This window comes from Kaistia nematophila (assembly GCF_026343855.1).
GTDB lineage: Bacteria > Pseudomonadota > Alphaproteobacteria > Rhizobiales > Kaistiaceae > Kaistia > Kaistia nematophila.
The window spans coordinates 74,117-90,734 of record NZ_JAPKNK010000010.1; the positions used below are offsets into that span (position 1 = coordinate 74,117).

General features: G+C 66.5%; 18 protein-coding genes. All 18 read left to right on the plus strand.

Translation table 11 applies throughout. From position 1 onward, the window contains the following. Positions 1-35 precede the first annotated feature (35 nt). A complete protein-coding gene (locus OSH07_RS19885) occupies positions 36-632 on the plus strand; it encodes a hypothetical protein (protein ID WP_266340429.1) in 597 nt (198 codons plus the stop codon). A gap of 179 nt (positions 633-811) precedes the next feature. Further along, the gene (locus OSH07_RS19890) at positions 812-1,567 is read left to right on the plus strand and encodes a helix-turn-helix domain-containing protein (RefSeq protein WP_266340430.1); all 756 of its coding nucleotides are present in this window, start codon (positions 812-814) and stop codon (positions 1,565-1,567) included. Further along, positions 1,461-3,263, plus strand: coding sequence for a phage terminase large subunit family protein (locus tag OSH07_RS19895; protein ID WP_266340431.1), 1,803 nt, complete (start codon positions 1,461-1,463; stop codon positions 3,261-3,263). Before OSH07_RS19890 ends, OSH07_RS19895 begins: the two co-directional genes overlap by 107 nt. 2 nt (positions 3,264-3,265) lie before the next feature. Beyond that, positions 3,266-3,457 (plus strand): phage head-tail joining protein, encoded by a 192-nt coding sequence (locus tag OSH07_RS19900; protein ID WP_266340432.1) that lies wholly within the window; start codon positions 3,266-3,268, stop codon positions 3,455-3,457. Between the two features lie 56 nt (positions 3,458-3,513). After that, a complete protein-coding gene (locus OSH07_RS19905; RefSeq protein ID WP_266340433.1) occupies positions 3,514-4,974 on the plus strand; it encodes a phage portal protein in 1,461 nt (486 codons plus the stop codon). Further along, the gene (locus OSH07_RS19910; RefSeq protein ID WP_266340434.1) at positions 4,971-5,621 is read left to right on the plus strand and encodes an HK97 family phage prohead protease; all 651 of its coding nucleotides are present in this window, start codon (positions 4,971-4,973) and stop codon (positions 5,619-5,621) included. The genes OSH07_RS19905 and OSH07_RS19910 overlap by 4 nt, the downstream gene beginning before the upstream one ends. A 107-nt stretch (positions 5,622-5,728) precedes the next feature. Further along, positions 5,729-7,225, plus strand: a complete 1,497-nt coding sequence (locus OSH07_RS19915; RefSeq protein ID WP_266340435.1) for a phage major capsid protein — start codon at positions 5,729-5,731, stop codon at positions 7,223-7,225. Between the two features lie 86 nt (positions 7,226-7,311). Next, complete coding sequence (locus OSH07_RS19920; protein ID WP_266340436.1) at positions 7,312-7,635, plus strand: DUF2190 family protein; 324 nt, start codon at positions 7,312-7,314, stop codon at positions 7,633-7,635. 4 nt (positions 7,636-7,639) lie between these two features. Continuing rightward, complete coding sequence (locus OSH07_RS19925) at positions 7,640-8,011, plus strand: hypothetical protein (protein WP_266340437.1); 372 nt, start codon at positions 7,640-7,642, stop codon at positions 8,009-8,011. After that, a complete protein-coding gene (locus tag OSH07_RS19930) occupies positions 8,011-8,733 on the plus strand; it encodes a hypothetical protein (protein WP_266340438.1) in 723 nt (240 codons plus the stop codon). Before OSH07_RS19925 ends, OSH07_RS19930 begins: the two co-directional genes overlap by 1 nt. Positions 8,734-8,735: 2 nt before the next feature. Next, positions 8,736-9,254: a phage baseplate assembly protein V gene (locus OSH07_RS19935; RefSeq protein ID WP_266340439.1), complete on the plus strand. Its 519-nt coding sequence runs from the start codon at positions 8,736-8,738 to the stop codon at positions 9,252-9,254. A gap of 27 nt (positions 9,255-9,281) precedes the next feature. Further along, a complete protein-coding gene (locus OSH07_RS19940; RefSeq protein WP_266340440.1) occupies positions 9,282-9,458 on the plus strand; it encodes a hypothetical protein in 177 nt (58 codons plus the stop codon). Between the two features lies 1 nt (position 9,459). Beyond that, positions 9,460-9,843, plus strand: coding sequence for a GPW/gp25 family protein (locus tag OSH07_RS19945; protein WP_266340441.1), 384 nt, complete (start codon positions 9,460-9,462; stop codon positions 9,841-9,843). Continuing rightward, positions 9,840-10,697 carry a baseplate J/gp47 family protein gene (locus OSH07_RS19950; protein ID WP_266340442.1) on the plus strand — a complete coding sequence of 286 codons (858 nt, stop codon included), beginning with the start codon at positions 9,840-9,842 and terminating at the stop codon, positions 10,695-10,697. The genes OSH07_RS19945 and OSH07_RS19950 overlap by 4 nt, the downstream gene beginning before the upstream one ends. Further along, the gene (locus OSH07_RS19955) at positions 10,694-11,803 is read left to right on the plus strand and encodes a phage tail protein (RefSeq protein ID WP_266340443.1); all 1,110 of its coding nucleotides are present in this window, start codon (positions 10,694-10,696) and stop codon (positions 11,801-11,803) included. The genes OSH07_RS19950 and OSH07_RS19955 overlap by 4 nt, the downstream gene beginning before the upstream one ends. Further along, positions 11,803-14,961: a DUF4815 domain-containing protein gene (locus tag OSH07_RS19960; RefSeq protein WP_266340444.1), complete on the plus strand. Its 3,159-nt coding sequence runs from the start codon at positions 11,803-11,805 to the stop codon at positions 14,959-14,961. Before OSH07_RS19955 ends, OSH07_RS19960 begins: the two co-directional genes overlap by 1 nt. Positions 14,962-14,972: 11 nt before the next feature. Further along, positions 14,973-16,085, plus strand: a complete 1,113-nt coding sequence (locus OSH07_RS19965) for a hypothetical protein (protein WP_266340445.1) — start codon at positions 14,973-14,975, stop codon at positions 16,083-16,085. Next, positions 16,082-16,543: a hypothetical protein gene (locus tag OSH07_RS19970; RefSeq protein ID WP_266340446.1), complete on the plus strand. Its 462-nt coding sequence runs from the start codon at positions 16,082-16,084 to the stop codon at positions 16,541-16,543. The genes OSH07_RS19965 and OSH07_RS19970 overlap by 4 nt, the downstream gene beginning before the upstream one ends. The last annotated feature ends 75 nt before the right edge of the window (positions 16,544-16,618 follow it).

The window sequence follows — 16,618 nt, forward strand, 5'->3', positions numbered from 1 at the left end:
CTTCGCAGGCGACGAAGTATGGCCCGGATGCAGCGATGCATGCCGGGCTTTCGTTTGTCCGGGGTATGGAGACCATCACCGTCAAATGGGCTGACAGGCACCTCGCGATCTTCAGCGGACGGATCGCCAACCTCAACACCAAGTTCCCGCTGGTGCTGCCGCGCATCATCAATCAGGTCGGCAACCGGGCGAAGACGCAGGTCATCCGCACCCTGACGAAGCAGACGGGGCTCAAGCGTGCGGTGATCGTCAAGGCGGTCGGAGATCCGGGGCGCGCGCGGCCGGGAAAGCTCTCCTACGACATGGTCACGCGAGGCGGAAACATCCGCCTCAAATATCTCGATCCGAAGGAGACGCTTCCGGGCGTCGTCGCCAAGCCCTTCGGCAAGCGCACGCTCTATCCGGGCTCCTTCATGAGGGGCGGCGCATTCCCGGATCGGAAGGTGGTGCCGCAGTGGAATGGCCATGTCTTCTTCCGCAATCGGTCGAAGGGGCGGCACTACAGCTATGCGCGGTCGGGCGTGTTCATCCCGAAGGAGATGACCACAGGGGCGACGAAGGCGGCATTCGAGGCCATCGCGGCACCGCTGCTCCGCCAGCGCGTCGAGGCGGTCCTCGTCAAGCTCCTCTGACCCTGGCGCCTTCGCGGATGCGAGGGCAGGGGCTCGGGCTTCGCAGGTGCAGCATGCCCCCCTCCGTTGGGTCCTTCTCCCGGCCTGGGCCAGCAGCGGGTGAGCGCGACTGCCGGATTTCGGCCTATGCAGAGTTTCGTAGGGGGATTCCCCCGCCCTTTGATTGGAATCGGAATCACGTGGCCAGAGGGTATTCGACAGAGCTCCGGCAGCAGGTCGTCGCCTTCCTGGATGAAGGCCATACCGTGCGCCAGGCGGCCGAGAAGTTCGGCGTCAGCCCCAGCTTCGCGGCGAAGGCGCGCAAAAAGCTGGCCGAGCAGGCTGATGCGGTGCTCCCCTTTGAGGCATTGGCGGCCGAGGAGGCTGGTTCGGCTGCCCTGGACGCCGAGATTGCGGCAATGGACCTCGCCGACTTTCTCGGCGTGTCGAAGCGGGCGATCTCGGATTTCGCGGACCGTGGAATCATCGCGAAGACGGGCCGGAATCGCTTCGACCTGCGCCGATCCATCCAGCTCTACTGCGATCATCTCCGCGGCGTTGCGGCCGGGCGCGGCGGCGATGGCGGCGACGCGCTCGCAACCGAGCGAGCCCGGCTGGCGCGGGAGCAGGCCGACAAGGTGGCCATGGAAAATGCCGCCAGCCGCCGGGAGCTGATCACGGTCACCGACGTGCGCGGCGAGTGGGTCGCCATCGCGAGGCGGATCCGCAACATGATGATGTCGGTCCCGTCGCGCTGTCGGCAGATGCTGCCGCACCTGACAACCTTCGATGTCGACCTGATCGACCGTGAAATCCGCACGGCGCTGACCGAGCTTGGTGAAAAGGACGATGACGGCGGCGCTGACGATTTTGCGACGCGCGGTGTGGGACGCGCTCACGCCGCCGGCCAAGCTCAAACTCTCGGACTGGATCGAGCAGACGGTCTACCTGCCTGAGGGTGTGTCGTCGCTGACAGGCCGTGTTCGCCTTTGGCCGCCGCAGCGCGAGATCGCCGACGCGATCGGAGACAGCGCGCTGGAGCGCGTCACGCTGGTGAAGCCGGTCCGTGTCGGCTTCACGACGCTGCTCACGAGCGCGATGGCGAGCTTCTGCTCGAATGATCCGTCGCCGATCCTGTCGCTGCTGCCCACCGAGGCCGACTGTCGCGACTACATGGTTTCCGACGTCGAGCCGATCTTCGACGCATCGCCCGGCCTGAACGGGTTGTTGACGGGCGATGTGGACGAGGGTGGGCGGAACACGCTGCTCTCCCGCCGCTTCCCAGGCGGGTCGCTGAAGGTGATCGCAGCCAAGGCTCCGCGCAACCTTCGCCGCCATAACGTCCGCATCCTCTTCATCGACGAGGCGGACGGCATGGCGCCGACGAAGGAGGGATCGCCGATCGTCCTGGCCGAACGGCGGACATTGTCCTTCGCCGACCGCAAGATCGTGATGGGCTCGACGCCGGTCTATGAAGAGACCAGCCATGTGCTGCAGGCCTATGAGCAGTCCGACAAGCGGATCTACGAGGTTCCCTGCCCGGAGTGCAGCCAGTTCCACGAGATTGGCTGGGCGGATATCCAATGGCCGGAAGGGGAGCCTGAGAAGGCACATTTCGTGTGCCCTTCATGCGGCAGTGTCGTCGAGGAGCGGCACAAGCCGGGCATGGTCGGCGGTGGCCGCTGGCGGGCCCTTCGGCCGGAGGTGAGGGACCATGCGGGCTTTCGCATGAGCGCCCTGATCTCGCTGCTGCCGAACGCGTCCTGGGGGCGGCTGGCGAAGGAGTTCGTCGGCGCGAAGAACGATCCGTCGAAGCTCCAGACGTTCGTCAACACGATCCTCGCGCAGGGCTGGAAGGAAAACGCCGACGAGCTCGACGATGTCGAGTTGTCCGGCAGGGCCGAGGATTTCGGACTGGTCAAGGGCGGCGAGGATGGCACGTCGGGCATCCCGATCGAGGTTCTGATCATCACCTCCGGCGTCGACGTGCAGGATGATCGCCTCGAGGTGACGCTGATCGGATGGGACAAGGACGGCATCCCCTACGCGCTCGGGCATTTCGTCATCTGGGGCCGCTATGACGATCACACGACCTGGGCGGAGCTCGATGCGCTTCTCGCCACGAGCTGGGATCACCCGCTCGGCGGCAAGATCAAGGTGGACGCCACCTGCATCGACAGTTCCGACGGCGAGACCATGGAGACGGTCTATCGCTATGCCTTCCCCCGCTTCCGCCGTCGCGTCTATGCGATCAAGGGCGCGGCCGGAAACCGCCCCTGGATCGAGCGCTCGAAGTCGACGGTCAAGGGCGGCAAGCTGTTCATCGTCGGTGTCGAGGGCATCAAGAGCCACATCTTCGGGCGTCTGGCGCGCACGAAATCCATGAGGTTCTCCAAGAGCCTCCCGGCAGTCTGGTTCGAGCAGCTCGTCGGCGAGCAGATGGTTGTCCGCTATGCGCGCGGACAGCCGAGCCGGCAGTTCATCCCGGTGCCAGGGCGGCGTCACGAGGCGCTTGACTGCACGGTCTATGCCTTCGCCGCCCGGCAGATGGTGAACGCCAACTGGGCGCATCGGGAGGGCGAGCTTTCGACGCCGCCCGAGATCAAGCCTGTTTCCAAAGTCCCCAAGATCGCACCTTCGGAGTGGTTATAGCCGTGGCCTCCATTGACGAGCAGATCGCTGCGCTTTCCGACGCCATCGCGCAGGGCGCCAAGCGGGTCGTGTTCCATTCCGGCGGGACGCGCCGGGAGGTCGAGTATCATTCGCTGAAGGATATGCGCGAGGCGCTGGCCGCCCTGCAGGCGCAGAAGTCCGGCGCCTCCCGTATCGTGCTGGCAGCGTTCTGATGGTTAGGCCGAACCTCATCGACCGGGCTATCGGCTGGATCGCCCCGGAGGCGGGAGTGCGACGGGTCCGGCATCGCGCGGCGATGGAAACACTGACGCGCGGCTACGCCGGCGCGGACCGTGGCCGATTGAAATCATCGATCAAGGCGCCTTCGACTTCCGCTGACGCCGAGGTCTCGCGGGATGGCCGCCTGCTTCGCGACCGAATGCGCGACCTGGTGCGCAACAATCCGCATGCGGCGAATGCTCTGTCGGTCCTGGTCACACATGCGGTCGGCGACGGCATCGTGCCGCGGACGAAGGATCGCAAGGTCAATGAACTGTTCGCGACGTGGTCGAAGCGCTGCGATGCCGATGGCATGCTCGATTTCGCCGGCATCCAGTCGCTGGCGGTGCGCGGCATGTTCGAGTCAGGGGACGGTCTTGTCCGTCGCCGGCGTCGCCGTGCTGAGGATGGCCTGCCGGTTCCGCTGCAGTTGCAGGTGCTGGAAACGGATCTGATCGACGGCAGCAAGGACGGCATCCAGTCGGGCGGCGGCATCATCATCCAGGGGATCGAGTTCGATGCGATCCGGAAGCGCCGCGCCTATTGGATGTTCGGCGCGCATCCCGGCAATTCGTTCTTCGATCCGCTGCTTTCGATCAAGTCGAACCCGGTCCCGGCCGAGGATATCGCCCATGTCTATGAGCGACAGCGGCCACAGGTTCGCGGCACCCCATGGGGCGCGCCGGTTATCGCCGATCTCTATGACCTCGCCAGCTATGAGCAGGCCGAACTGGTCAGAAAGAAACTGGAGGCCTGCCTCGTGGGCGTCGTCACAGGTGGCGATATCAACGATCCCATCGGCATGGAAATGAGCAACGACGATGGGAAGCCGCTTCCCGCCGGCGTCTATGATGTGCACGGGGCCCGTGTCGAGAAGTTCGCGCCCGGCATGTTCTACAACGCCGTCGGTGGCAAGGATATCGAGTTCAGCCAGCCTGCCGCGACCGGATCCTATGACGCCTACAAGACGTCGATGCTGCACACCATCGCGGCTGGCTTCCGTGTCCCGCATGCGCTGCTGTCGGGGCGGCTCGACAAGATCAACTACTCGTCCAGCAAGGTCGGCCTCGAGGGGTTCAACCGTACGATCTCGGCGTTGCAGTGGCAGATCATCATCCCGATGCTGTGCGAGCCGATTTGGCGGTGGTTTCTAGAGGCGGCGTATTTCGCCGGCCTGATCGACCACATGAACCATGTGGCCGAGTGGTCGCCGCCGCGCCCTTATTCGGCCGATCCGGGTCGCGACGTGAACGCAAAGCTGGCGGAGGTCCGTGCCGGCTTCCGGTCCCTGTCCTCGGCCATCGCCGAGACGGGCTACAACCCGGATGACGTGCTCACCCAGATCGCCGAGGACAACAAGAAACTCGACGAGCTCGGTATCATCCTGGACAGCGATCCGCGCCACATCTCGCAGGCCGGTCAGTTCCAACAGCAGATCGACGACAAGCCCGACATCGAGGACACGCCATGAGCAAGTTGCAGACCCGCAAGATGCCGGAGGCCCTGCCGCTTCAGGTGCGCCGGCAAACGATCAGTCGGGACTCGATCGATACCGAGGCGCGCACCGTCACCCTGGTGTTCACCACCGGGGCGACCGTGCGTCGCCGGCGGTACGAGGGTTGGGATACGGTCGTTCCGTTCGACGAGACCCTGGTGGTCAGCAAGGCTGCGATCGACCTCTCCCGCATGAATGCCGGGGCGCCCGTGCTCGATAGCCATTCGACCTACACGACCTTCTCGCAGGTCGGCGTGGTCGAGCGTGCCTGGATCGAGGGCAAGGAGGGCAAGGCGACCGTGCGGTTTCCTTCTGCGGGTCTCGATGAGCGCGCGGACCGGATGTTCGGCCTGGTCTCCGACGGGATCATCAAGAACGTCTCGGTCGGATACTCGATCGACAAGATCCGCGTCATCGCCCCGGAGAAAAAGGGGCAGGTCGAGCAGCACATCGTCGAGCGCTGGACGCCGAGCGAGATTTCGTTCGTGACGGTCCCTGCCGATGTCGGCGCGCAGGTGCGGGCCGCGGCTCCGATTTTCCCCGTCGAGTTTGCCAATCGCGGCGGCGTGATCGGAGCCGCTCTGGCTCGCATGCGGATGCGCTGCAGAGCCCTGGGTTTTTAGCTCCGCCCATCACCGAAACTCATCGCCCGTCGATCACCGCCAGCTTGGCGGAACGCCGTCGCCTGCCCTTCGGCAAGGCAAACCCCAAAAATGAAAGGAATGTCCCGATGCGGACCCTGAAGCAGTTGCGGGCGGCGCTTGCGACGCTCAATGCGCGCGCCGCCGCCAAGCTCGGCGAAATTGACGACGGCATGGAGGCTGACGCCGTTCGCGCCATCGAACAGGATCACGAAGGCATCCTCGCCGAGATCGAAGAGGTCAAGGCCGAGATCGCCGAGCGCGAGGCGGAAGAGGCCGAGACGCGTGTCCGTCCGACTGCCGGCGCCGCCGCCGAGGCGGCCGCGCTCGCGGTCCGCTCCGAGCGGGAGCGCGTTTCGACCATTACCGATCTCGCCCAGCGCGCCCGCGCGCCCGAACTGGGCGCCGAGCATGTCCGCTCCGGCACCACGGTCGATGCGTTCCGCACCGCGCTCCTCGAGCACATGGTTGCCCAGGAATCGGCGGCGCCGACCGACAGCAACGTTCGCGCCCATGTTGGCGCCGAGGAGAACGAAAAGCGCCGCGGCCTGATGGTCGAGGCGCTTTCCTACGGCCTTGGCGCGCCGCTGCCGCAGGCCGGGCCGAGTGAAGGCGCCCGCCAGTATATGGGCCGGGGTCTCGTCGACCTCGCCGCCGACAGCGTGAACTTCCGCGGCGGGCGCATGCTCAACGCGCGTCAGGTCGACGAAATCTTCACGCGGGCCTCGCATTCGACGTCGGATTTCCCGATCATCTTCGAGGGCGCCATCAATCGCACGCTGGAGCAGCGCTTCGCCCTGGCGCAGCCGACGTTCAAGCGCTTCGCCCGCAAGCGCAATTTCCGTGACTTCCGGCCGGATACGACCGTTAAGATCGGTGATTTCCCGATGCTCCAGCAGGTGCTGGAAACGGGCGAGATCAAGTATGGCAGCTTTGTCGAGGGCAAGGAGCAGGTGCGGGCCTTCAGCTACGCCATCGCGCTCCGCGTCACGCGGCAGATGCTGATCAATGACGATCTCGGCGCGATCAGCGAACTGCTTTCGAGCTACGGCGCCTCGGTGGCGCTGTTCGAGGAAGTGACGTTCTACGCCACCGCGTTCAACGGCAAGCTGGCCGACAACAAGGATGTCTTCCACGCGGATCATGCCAATCTGGCCGCCGCCGGCACGGTGATCGACGTCGACAATGTCGGCAAGGCGCGCGCCGCCATGTCGAAGCAGAAGAGCGCCTCCGGCAATCCGCTGCTCTCGAACTCGCCGAAGATCCTGCTGGTCGGTCCCGACAAGCTGACCGAGGCCGAGAAGCTGCTGGCGTCGATCACGCCGGCGACGGTCGCCAACGTCAACATCTTCTCGGGCCGCCTCGAGCCGCTGGAGAGTTCGCAGCTCACCGGCAATGCCTGGTACCTGCTCACGGATCCGGCGGCCGGATCCAACTATCGCTGGGGCTATCTCGAGGGCTACGAGGCGCCGCGCGTCCGTATGGATGAGCCCTTCGGTCAGCAGGGCTTCGCCATGTCGGTCGAGCATGATTTCGGCTGCGGCGCGACCGACTCCCGCTTCGCCTACAAGAATCCCGGCGCCTAGCGCGTCCCGGCCGCGCTCTCCGGCGGGGCTTCGGGCCCCGCCAGTTGCTCTTCCTGCTCCCCTCGATCCCAAAAGGAACCGATGCGATGAAGAATTTCATCCAGCCCGGCGATACCGTCACCGTTCCCGCTCCCGCCGACGTCGTGTCCGGCGCCGGCGTTCTGGTCGGCAAGCTGTTCGGCGTCGCCAACTTCGACGCCAAGTCAGGCGATCCCGTCGAGATCAGCCGTTCCGGCGTCTACGAGCTCGCCAAGACCTCCGGCCAGGCCTGGACGGTCGGCGCCTTGATCTATTTCGATGGATCCAAGGCGACCACGGCGGACAATTCCGGCGCCAATCCGAAGATCGGCTATGCGCTGGCGGCGGCGGCCAACCCGTCCGCAACCGGCATCGTCGTCCTCTCGGCCTGATGCCGTGACGGGTTGGCGAGGCCTCGAGGCGGCGGTCGATCGCAGGATCGGCCTCGCCTTCGGCGAGACGGTTCGCCTGTCCTTTCTGAAGGGCGGCGTCGTCGACCCGGCGCGGCCGGCCGTCGACATCCGGGCCGTCCTGCATGTCGGCGGCGACGATTCCAAGCCTGTCGGCGACAGCGCCGATCGCTACCGGTCGCGGCTGTCGCTCGGCGAGGCGGAGCTCTTCATCGATCGTACTGCCTATTCCGGTCCGATGCCGCGTCAGGGCGATGGCGTCCGCGCCAGCGACCGGGCGGGGCAGCCCTGGTTCGAGGTGGCGGGTGTCAGCGACCGTTATTCCAACCTCATCGTCCTCACGCTCGGAGCCAAGTGATGCTGGCACGCATTGCGCTGCGGATCGCCGCGATCGAGGCCCTGAAGGGCAGGACGCTTGTCGGCGACAATGTTCTCGACAGCCAGATCGGGGCGATCGACGTCGCCGCCGATGACAGCCTCCGCACCGACCAAGAGCGGCCATTCATCGCCGTCTATGTCGACGGCAGCGTGATCGAGGAGCGGATCGATCTTCGCGGGCTGCATAAGTCCGGCCGGACCGAGCTGACCATCGAAGCCGGCATCACGGCCGCGATGACCGAGACCGACCCCGAAACGGGCGAGAGCACCGTGATCGGCATCGGTATCCCGGCGACGGATCCGGCGCTGGAACTCTATCTCGACTGCGTCGGCCGCGAGATCGCCATGGCGCTTTCCGATCCCGGCAATGGCTGGGCGGAGATCTGGCGGGGCCTGTCATCCTCCATCCTGAAGATCGAACGGAAGCGGACGTCGGATGCGGCGAGCGGGACGCGCATCGCCGCGCATCAGCTCGTCATCACGCTCGATCTGCTGCCGGATCCCGTCTTCGGCGCGCCGATTGCGCCGACATCGGCCTGGGCCGCCTTCTTCGCCAAGATGGAGGACGCGGACCATCCCTTCCTGGTGAAGCTGCTCGAGCTCGTCGGCGAGGATGCCGCGCCATCGGAGGTTGATATCACCCGGCGCCGCTTCGGCCTGACTCTGTATGAGGCGCGCGCACTCTTCATTCCGGAGCCGTAGCGATGGGACTTCTCGAGCGTCTCGTCGAAATCGAGCGCAAGATCGCCGAGCAGGACCGGCGCTCGCGCAATCGCCGGCGCACGGGAACGGTGAGCGAGGTCGACACCGCCAAGGGGCTCGCGCGCGTCCAGATCGGCAAGGGCGAGAAGCCCTATATCTTGCCCTGGATGCCCTGGAAGGAGATTTCCGCGGGCGGCACGTCCTCGCACATTCCTCCAACGGTCGGCCAGCAGGTCGACGTCGTCTCGGAAAGCGGCGATCTGACCGATGGCGTGATCGACTTCTCGACCCATTCGAACGCCAATCCGCGCCCGCATGACGGACCGGAGGCCGTCATCGTCCATGGCGGGACCCGCGTGACCATCGGCGACGGCAAGGTCGAGATCGTCGGCGACGTCACGATCCGGGGCGCTCTGACCGTCGAGGGCGCGCGCGTCAGCCACAACGGCACGAATATCGGCGACAGCCACGTCCATGGCGGCGTCACGCCCGGCGGATCGGACACCGCACCCCCTCACTGATTACCCGACCGCGAACAGGAGCCCCAGATGAAAGTCATCGTCAACGTATCCGGATTCTATGCCGGGACCTGGTATGCGGCCGGTCCCAAGGCTGTCGAGATGGCCGACGCCATCGCGAAGCCCTTCCTGCCACCGCGTGGCGACCAGCTTTCGCTTGCGAAGGCGGAGCGGGCGACGGCGGCCGCCGACAAGAAGGCCGGCTGACATGGCGTCCTCCGGCTTCGGTCGCGACGCCGGAGCGGCCCTTTCCGGCTTCGACCATGTCCGACAATCGATCGGCGTCATCCTGACGACGCCGATCGGGTCTCGCGTCATGCGGCGCGAATTCGGATCGGAGCTGTTCGACCTGATCGACCGGCCGATGACGGACCAGGTGATCCTCGCGATCTACGCGGCGGCCGTCATGGCGATCGCCCGTTGGGAGCCGCGCTATGCCGTCCTCGGTTGCACGCTTAGCCAGGCATCCGCGGACGGGATCATCTCGCTCCAATTGTCCGGCGTCTATTACCCGCGCGGCCATCTCGGCGATTTCACGCCCGAGGCTGGCGATGCGTCGATGATCATTCCGATTTCCGGGGGCGCATCTTGACCACGATCGACCTTGCCGCCTTCCCGCCGCCGGAGGCGATCGAGACGCTCGATTTCGAGGCGATCCTCGCCGCGGTCATGGCGGACGCGCAAGCGCGCTTCGAAGCGGCCGGCATCGCCTATGATGTCGGCGCGCTCGAGACGGATCCGGTCAAGATCGTGGCCGAGGCGGCCAGCTATCGCGAGCTGCTGCTCCGGGCGCGGGTCAACGATGCGATCCGGGCCAACCTGCTCGCCTTCGCGCGCGGCGCGGATCTCGATCATCTCGCCGCCTTCTATGATGCGGCGCGGCTGCCGGAGGAGGGCGACGACCGCTTCCGCCTGCGGACGCAGCTCATCATCCAGGGCCGCTCGACCGGTGGAACTGAGCCGCGTTACCGCGCCGTCGCGCTCGGCGCCTCGCTCCGCGTCGCCGATGCGGCGGTCTATCGGGTCGGCACGTCGCCGCTGATCCAGATCGCGGTCATCGCCGCCGACAACAATGGCGTCGCCGATGCCGGCCTGCTCGCGCTCGTCGCGGCGGCCGTCAACGCCCCGGCCGTCCGCATGGTCAATGACACGATCGAGGTCGTCGCGGCCGTCACCGACACCATCGACGTCTCGGCCCGGATCTGGCTGCTGCCGGACGCCTCCGCGGCCCTGCTCGAGGCGCTCGTCCCGGCGCTGCGGGCGGAATGGGTGGCGGAGGGCGGGCTCGGCTTCGACCTGACGCGCGAGTGGCTGCTCGCCCGACTGATGAAGACCGGCGTGCAGCGTGTCGAGGTGACAGCGCCAGTGGCGAACGTCATCGTCCCGCCCGGTCGCGCGGTCGCGCTCGGCGCCGTCAACCTGACCCTGATGGGGCGCGACCGGTGACGACGCCAGCTCATCTCCTGCCGGCCTCCTCGACGAAGTTCGAGCGGGCGCTTTCGGAGGCGACCGATCCGACGGCGCGCCTCTCCGGCGCCATTGCCAGCCTGCACGGTTTCAAGTTCACGCCACCGCCCACGGTCCTTCCCTACCTCGTCTATGAGTACGGGCTCGGCGAACTGACGCCCTATGTGCCGAACCTCTACGAGCTGATCCCCGAAGGCGTTGCCTGGACCCGCCTGCGCGGCACGCCGGCGGCGGTCGATCGCGCGCTCGGCTGGCTCGGTTACGCGGCGGAGATCGAGGAGGCGCCGGTTCGCCGCACGCGCTGGAACCTGTTCCAGATGCATCTCGACCGCATTCGCGACGACGAGTCCGACCTGGAGCCGGTCGAGGGTGTGGCCGAGCTTTCGACGCCGCTCCGCTCCGTCTTCTGGCGCGGCTTCCGCGGCTATGATGTGCGGGCGCTGGAATATGGCCGGGGCCGCTGGAGCGGTGCGCGCTACGGCTCGTCGTCGGGCGTTTCGATCCGCGAGGGCGGCGCCAAATGGTCGTTCGGCCGGCCCTACAGCTTCGATCATGCGATGACCGAGGCCGATCTCATCGCGCTCGGCGTCTGGATCGAGCCGACCGGCGACGCCGAGCCCGCCTGGCTCGATATCGAATGGCCCGACATCGCCTGGAGCGATCTCGGCGGCGATGCGCGCTCGGCGCTGATGCTGCTGGGCGTGCCGGCCGGCACCGCCTGGGCCTGTTTCCGCGATGCCGGAGGCGAGGTCATCGGCTATCGCCGCGCCCGCGTGCATCGCCGGGTCGGCGAGGCATCCAGCGGCCCCTACGAGTTCGGCGGCCTCCGCTATGCGCCGCTCGCTTCGGGCGCCGAGATCGTCCTGATCGAGGCCCTGACCGAGTTCGGCGACGGCTTCGGCAGCACCGCCGCGTCCGTCTCCTTCATCCTGGCGGGCGAGCCGGCCGACCCGGCGCGACCTGGCGCGCTCTGGCTCGGGCCCGGCGCGCTCAACGCCAGCCTGCCCGAGATCGCCTTGACCCCGATCGACATCGAGTTCGGCCGCACCGTGCGCGAGCGCGTGCGCATCCTTCTGAGGTTCTGATGGCTCACGAGCATTCTTCCGGCCTGCCCGCCGCCTATGACCGCGCTCCGGCCAATCCGAGCTGGACCGGCGTCATCGCTCGCGAGGATCGCATCGCGCAGGCGGCCGAGATCAACGAGATCCAGACCATCCTCGGCCGCCGCGTCCAGCGCGTCGGCGACCTGGTCGCGCGCGATGGCGACCGGATCGAGGGCGCCGACGTCGTCGTCGATGTCGCCGCCGGCACCGTCATTCTGGCGCCGGGCCGGATCTATGTCCGCGGCGACATCCGCAACATCGTCGCCGCCACGCTCTCCGGCGTGCCGATGACCGGCGATGTCGCGATCGGCGTGCGGCTGCTCACGACCATCATCACCGAGGTCGGGGATCCGTCGCTGCTCGGCCTGCATCCCGGTCCCGAGGGCGAGGGCGAGGCCGGCGCCGCGCGCTCGGTCGAGAGCGTCGCCTGGGGCTTCGCCGGCGATGGCGAGGCGGGCGACCTCTATTCGGTCTATCTGCTCTCCGATGGCGTCATCATCGACCAGACGCCGCCGCCGAGCCTCTCGGGCATCAACCAGGCGATCGCCGTCTATGACCGCGACGCCAACGGCAATTACATCGTCGATGGCTGCCGCGTCACCGCCCTGGGCAAGGCCGGCGACGACCAGGTCTTCTCGATCTCGGAAGGCGTCGCCAACATCTTCGGCTTCAAGCGAACCCGCGCGACGGCGATGCGGCATGCCCAGTTCGAGACCTTCGACCTCGAGCTGATTGCCTCCGAGCCCCATACCTTCGACGGTAGCGGCACGATCACATTGCCGCTCAACCATGGCCCGATTGCCTCGGTCTCGACCGTGATCGTCACCAAGGAGGTGACGGAGACCGTCACGCGCGGCACGCCGAACAACACGTCCGACCTGCTCTCCAATACCGGCGTGACGCAGATCCTGGAGGTGAAGCAGGGCGGCACCACCTATGTCGCCGGCACGGATTATGTCCGCTCCGGCGATCATGTCTCCTGGGCGCCGGGCGGCGTGGAGCCCTCCGGCGGATCGAGCTACACGGTCAAGTATCGCTACCTCGCGGCGATCACGCCGAGCCAGGTCTTCGCCGACACGATCGAGATCGCCGGCGGCGTCACCGGCGAAGCGGTCTTCGTCTCCTATGCCTGGAAGCTGCCGCGCATCGATCTTCTCTGCCTCGACCAGAACGGCCAGGCCGTCTATCTGCCCGGCAAGTCGAGCCGCACGCATCCGGCCGCGCCGCAGGCACCGGCCGATCTGCTGCCGCTCGCCACGATCACCAACAACTGGACCGGCAAGCCGGACGTCGTGAACGATGGTGTCCGCGCCTATCCGTTCTGGAAGGTCGACCGCATGTACAACATGCTGATCGATACCTATGACCTGCTGTCGCTGGAGCGCCTGCGGCGGGACATCGACAGCCGCGAGCCGGTGGCGAAGCATGGCGTCTTCGTCGATCCCTTCACCTCGGACCGCTACCGCGACGCCGGCGAACCGCAGACGGCCGCCGTCTTCAACGGCTCCTGCCAGCTTGCCATCGACCCGACCTTCTATTCGACGCCGCTGACAGCGCCGGCGACGCTCGCCTGGATGGAGGAAGTGATCGTTCGGCAGGAGCGCGTCACCGCCTGCATGCTCATCAACCCCTATGCGAACTTCGAGCCGCTGCCGGGGGCGATGACGATCAACCCGACCGTCGACTTCTGGACGGAGAGCGCGACCGAGTGGACCTCGCCGGTGACGCGGCAGTTCGGCTCCGGCAACCAGAGCCGCACGACGGTCTCGACCACCCTGGTCGACGAGCGGACCGAGCTGCTCGAGTTCCTGCGTCCGATCTCCGTCGACTTCCAGGTGAAGGGCTTCGGCGTCGGCGAGATCATGGCGAGCCTCACTTTCGACGGCATCGACGTGATGCCGGCTGGCCCGCCGGTCGGCGACGCGAATGGCGAGATCTCCGGCAGCTTCACCATTCCCGCCAATGTGCCGGCCGGCTCCAAATCCGTGAAGGCGACCGGCATGGCCGGCACGACGGCCGAGGCGGTCTTCGTTGGCCAGGGCACGGTCGAGATCGATGTGATGCGGCGCGTGACGACGATCCAGCGCTGGCAGACGCAGACCGTCTCGGGCACGTCCGGCGCCGACCCGCTGGCCCAGACCTTCACGCTCGTCGAGGGCCGGCACCTTGCCGGCATCGACCTGAAGTTCTGCGCCGCCGGCGACACGTCGAAGGGCGTGCTGGTCGAGCTGGTCGAGGTCGAGAACGGCATCCCGACGACCAGCGTGATCACCTCGGCCTTCGTCGATATGGCGACGGTCGTGCTCGGCGCCTGGACGGCGATCCGGTTCCCGATGCCGGTCTATCTGCCGGCCGACATCGAATACGCCATGGTCGTCAAGACCGACGACAACCAGCATTCGCTCTCGATCGCGCGCATCGGCGATCTCGACACCGCGGCGCAGCAGTTCCTGTCGGCCCAGCCCTACACGATCGGCGTGCTGCTCTCGTCCTCCAACGCCAAGACCTGGACGGCGCACCAGGCCGAGGATCTGACCTTCCGCCTGGTGGCGGCCAAGTTTGATCCGGTGACGAGGGTCGTCAATCTCGGCACGCATGCGCTCGTCGACTGCTCCGACCTGATGGTGCGGGCCACGGCCGAGCTGTCGACCGCCGCCGCCTCGATCCGCTTCGAGATCGAGCGGCCAGGCGGCGAGGTGATCCGGCTCGACGCCGGCCAGGTCATGGAGCTGAACGGCTACATCACCGAGAGCGTCGTGCTGCGCGCGATCCTCGCCGGCAGCGAGAAGGTGTCGCCGGTGCTCTATCCGGGCGCCATGCTGATCGCGGGCAAGCTGCGGCCGACTGGCACTTATGTCAGCCGCGCCATGCCGATGGGATCAATGATCCGCTTCGCCAACACGCTGAAGACGAAGCTGCCGGCCGGATCGTCTCTCGTCGTCGAGATCGATGCGGCCGACGACAACTGGCAGGAGCTGACCGCCACGGTCTCCGCCCCGCTCAACGATGGCTGGATCGAGCGCACCTATGAGCGCAACCCGCACACGGCCGTCGAGGGGCGTGTGCGCCTGAGCCTGGCCGGCACGCCTGCGGCGCGGCCTTCGGTGGCGGACGAACGAGCTGCGGCAACGGCGATCTGAGGAAGAGAACAATGGCAGTGATCGACGATCGCACTCCGAACCGCGACTACCTGCTCCCGAATATCGGGAACCTCATGCGCAGCCAGGAGGTGCCGCGCTTCATCGAGACCTTCATGAGGATCGACGAGGACATGGCGGTGGTCATGTCCTCGCTGCTCGGCAAGGCGCCGGCCGACCACGAGCACGAGATGGGCGCCATCATCGGGCTGCTTGATGCGCTCGCGGGCAAGGCCGCCTTCATTCACAACCACAGCATCGGCGGCCTCCAGGGCGTCGATTTTTCTGGCGCCGCCACCAACCAGTTCGCGAAGTTCAATGGCTCGCTCTGGATCCCGGCCTTCATCCAGGCCGCCGATCTCGCGAACAAGATCATCACCAATGCCAAGCTGCGCGACAGCGCCGCGCTCTCGATCCTGGGCCGGGCTGCCGCCTCGGTCGGATCGCCGGCCGACATCTCGGCAGCGGCCAATGATCGGTTGCTCGCGCGCGTTGCCGATGCGATCGCCTTCGTGCAGCTCACCCTCGGCATGGTTCCGGATGGGTTGCTGACGAGTGCGAAGCTTGCCAATGAGGCTGTGACCACGGGAAAGCTCGCGACAGGGTCGGTCACGACGCCGAAGATCCCGGATGGGGCAGTGACGTTTGCCAAGCTGGCTGAGGATGCCAAGCCTTCAGCTGGCCGAATTGGTCAAATTCTCTATGCGGCCAACAATGCAAAGACCTCGTTGTCTGCCGTCATCCCAGTAGACAATACGGTCCCGACCTCGTCGGAAGGGACCGAGATCCTCTCCCTCGCTGTGGTCCCAGCGAGTGCCGCCAGCAAGTTTCGCCTCACAGCGACATCCTTTGGCACGGCTCAGACGGCCGGAAATCATCACACGATCGCTGTGTTTCGCGGTTCCACCTGTATCGCAGCCAGGGCCTTTGTGTCGGCGGCAACTCAGTCTCCGGTCGTGTTGGTTGCTGACGTCGTGGACGAGCCCGCCACAGGATCGTCAGTGGTCTATTCGGTTAGGGTCGGACCGGTTTCGAACAGTCTGCACCTTAACTCCTATGGCAACGGTCTGGGCGCCTTTGGTTCCATGGGCGCTAGCACGCTTGTCATTGAGGAGATACTGCCGTGAGTTACACGATCCTCTCCGCCACTTTCGCCAACCCGGAGCATACAGCGGCCATTATGCAGACCGAGGAGGCAGGGGCCGTTCTCGTCAGCAAGCCTGATCGCCCGGGCGTGTGGGCCGCTATTCTCGCATGGGGCGAGCCAGAACCGTTCGAACCGCCCCCGGCACCGCCGCCGAGCGAGATCTCCCGCCGCCAGTTCTTCCACGCCCTGGCCATGCCGGACTACGGGCTGATCTCCGAGGCGGAAGCGCTCGCGGCGGTCCAGACCGGCGCCATCCCGGCGGCCTTCGAGGCGTTCATCACGACCCTGCCTTCCGGCCAGCAGTTTAGCGCCCGCATGCTGCTCGCCGGCGCCGCGACGTTCGAATTCGAGCATCCGATCTCGATCACCTTCGGCGCCGTCCAAGGCTGGAGCGACGAACAGCGCGCCAACCTCTGGCGGTTCGCCGCCGGGCTTTGACGGCCGGCTGGCCGAGCTAGCCCAGCAGAACCACCGAAAACGCAACTGGCCGCAGGGCCACCTCGAAAGGAGAGC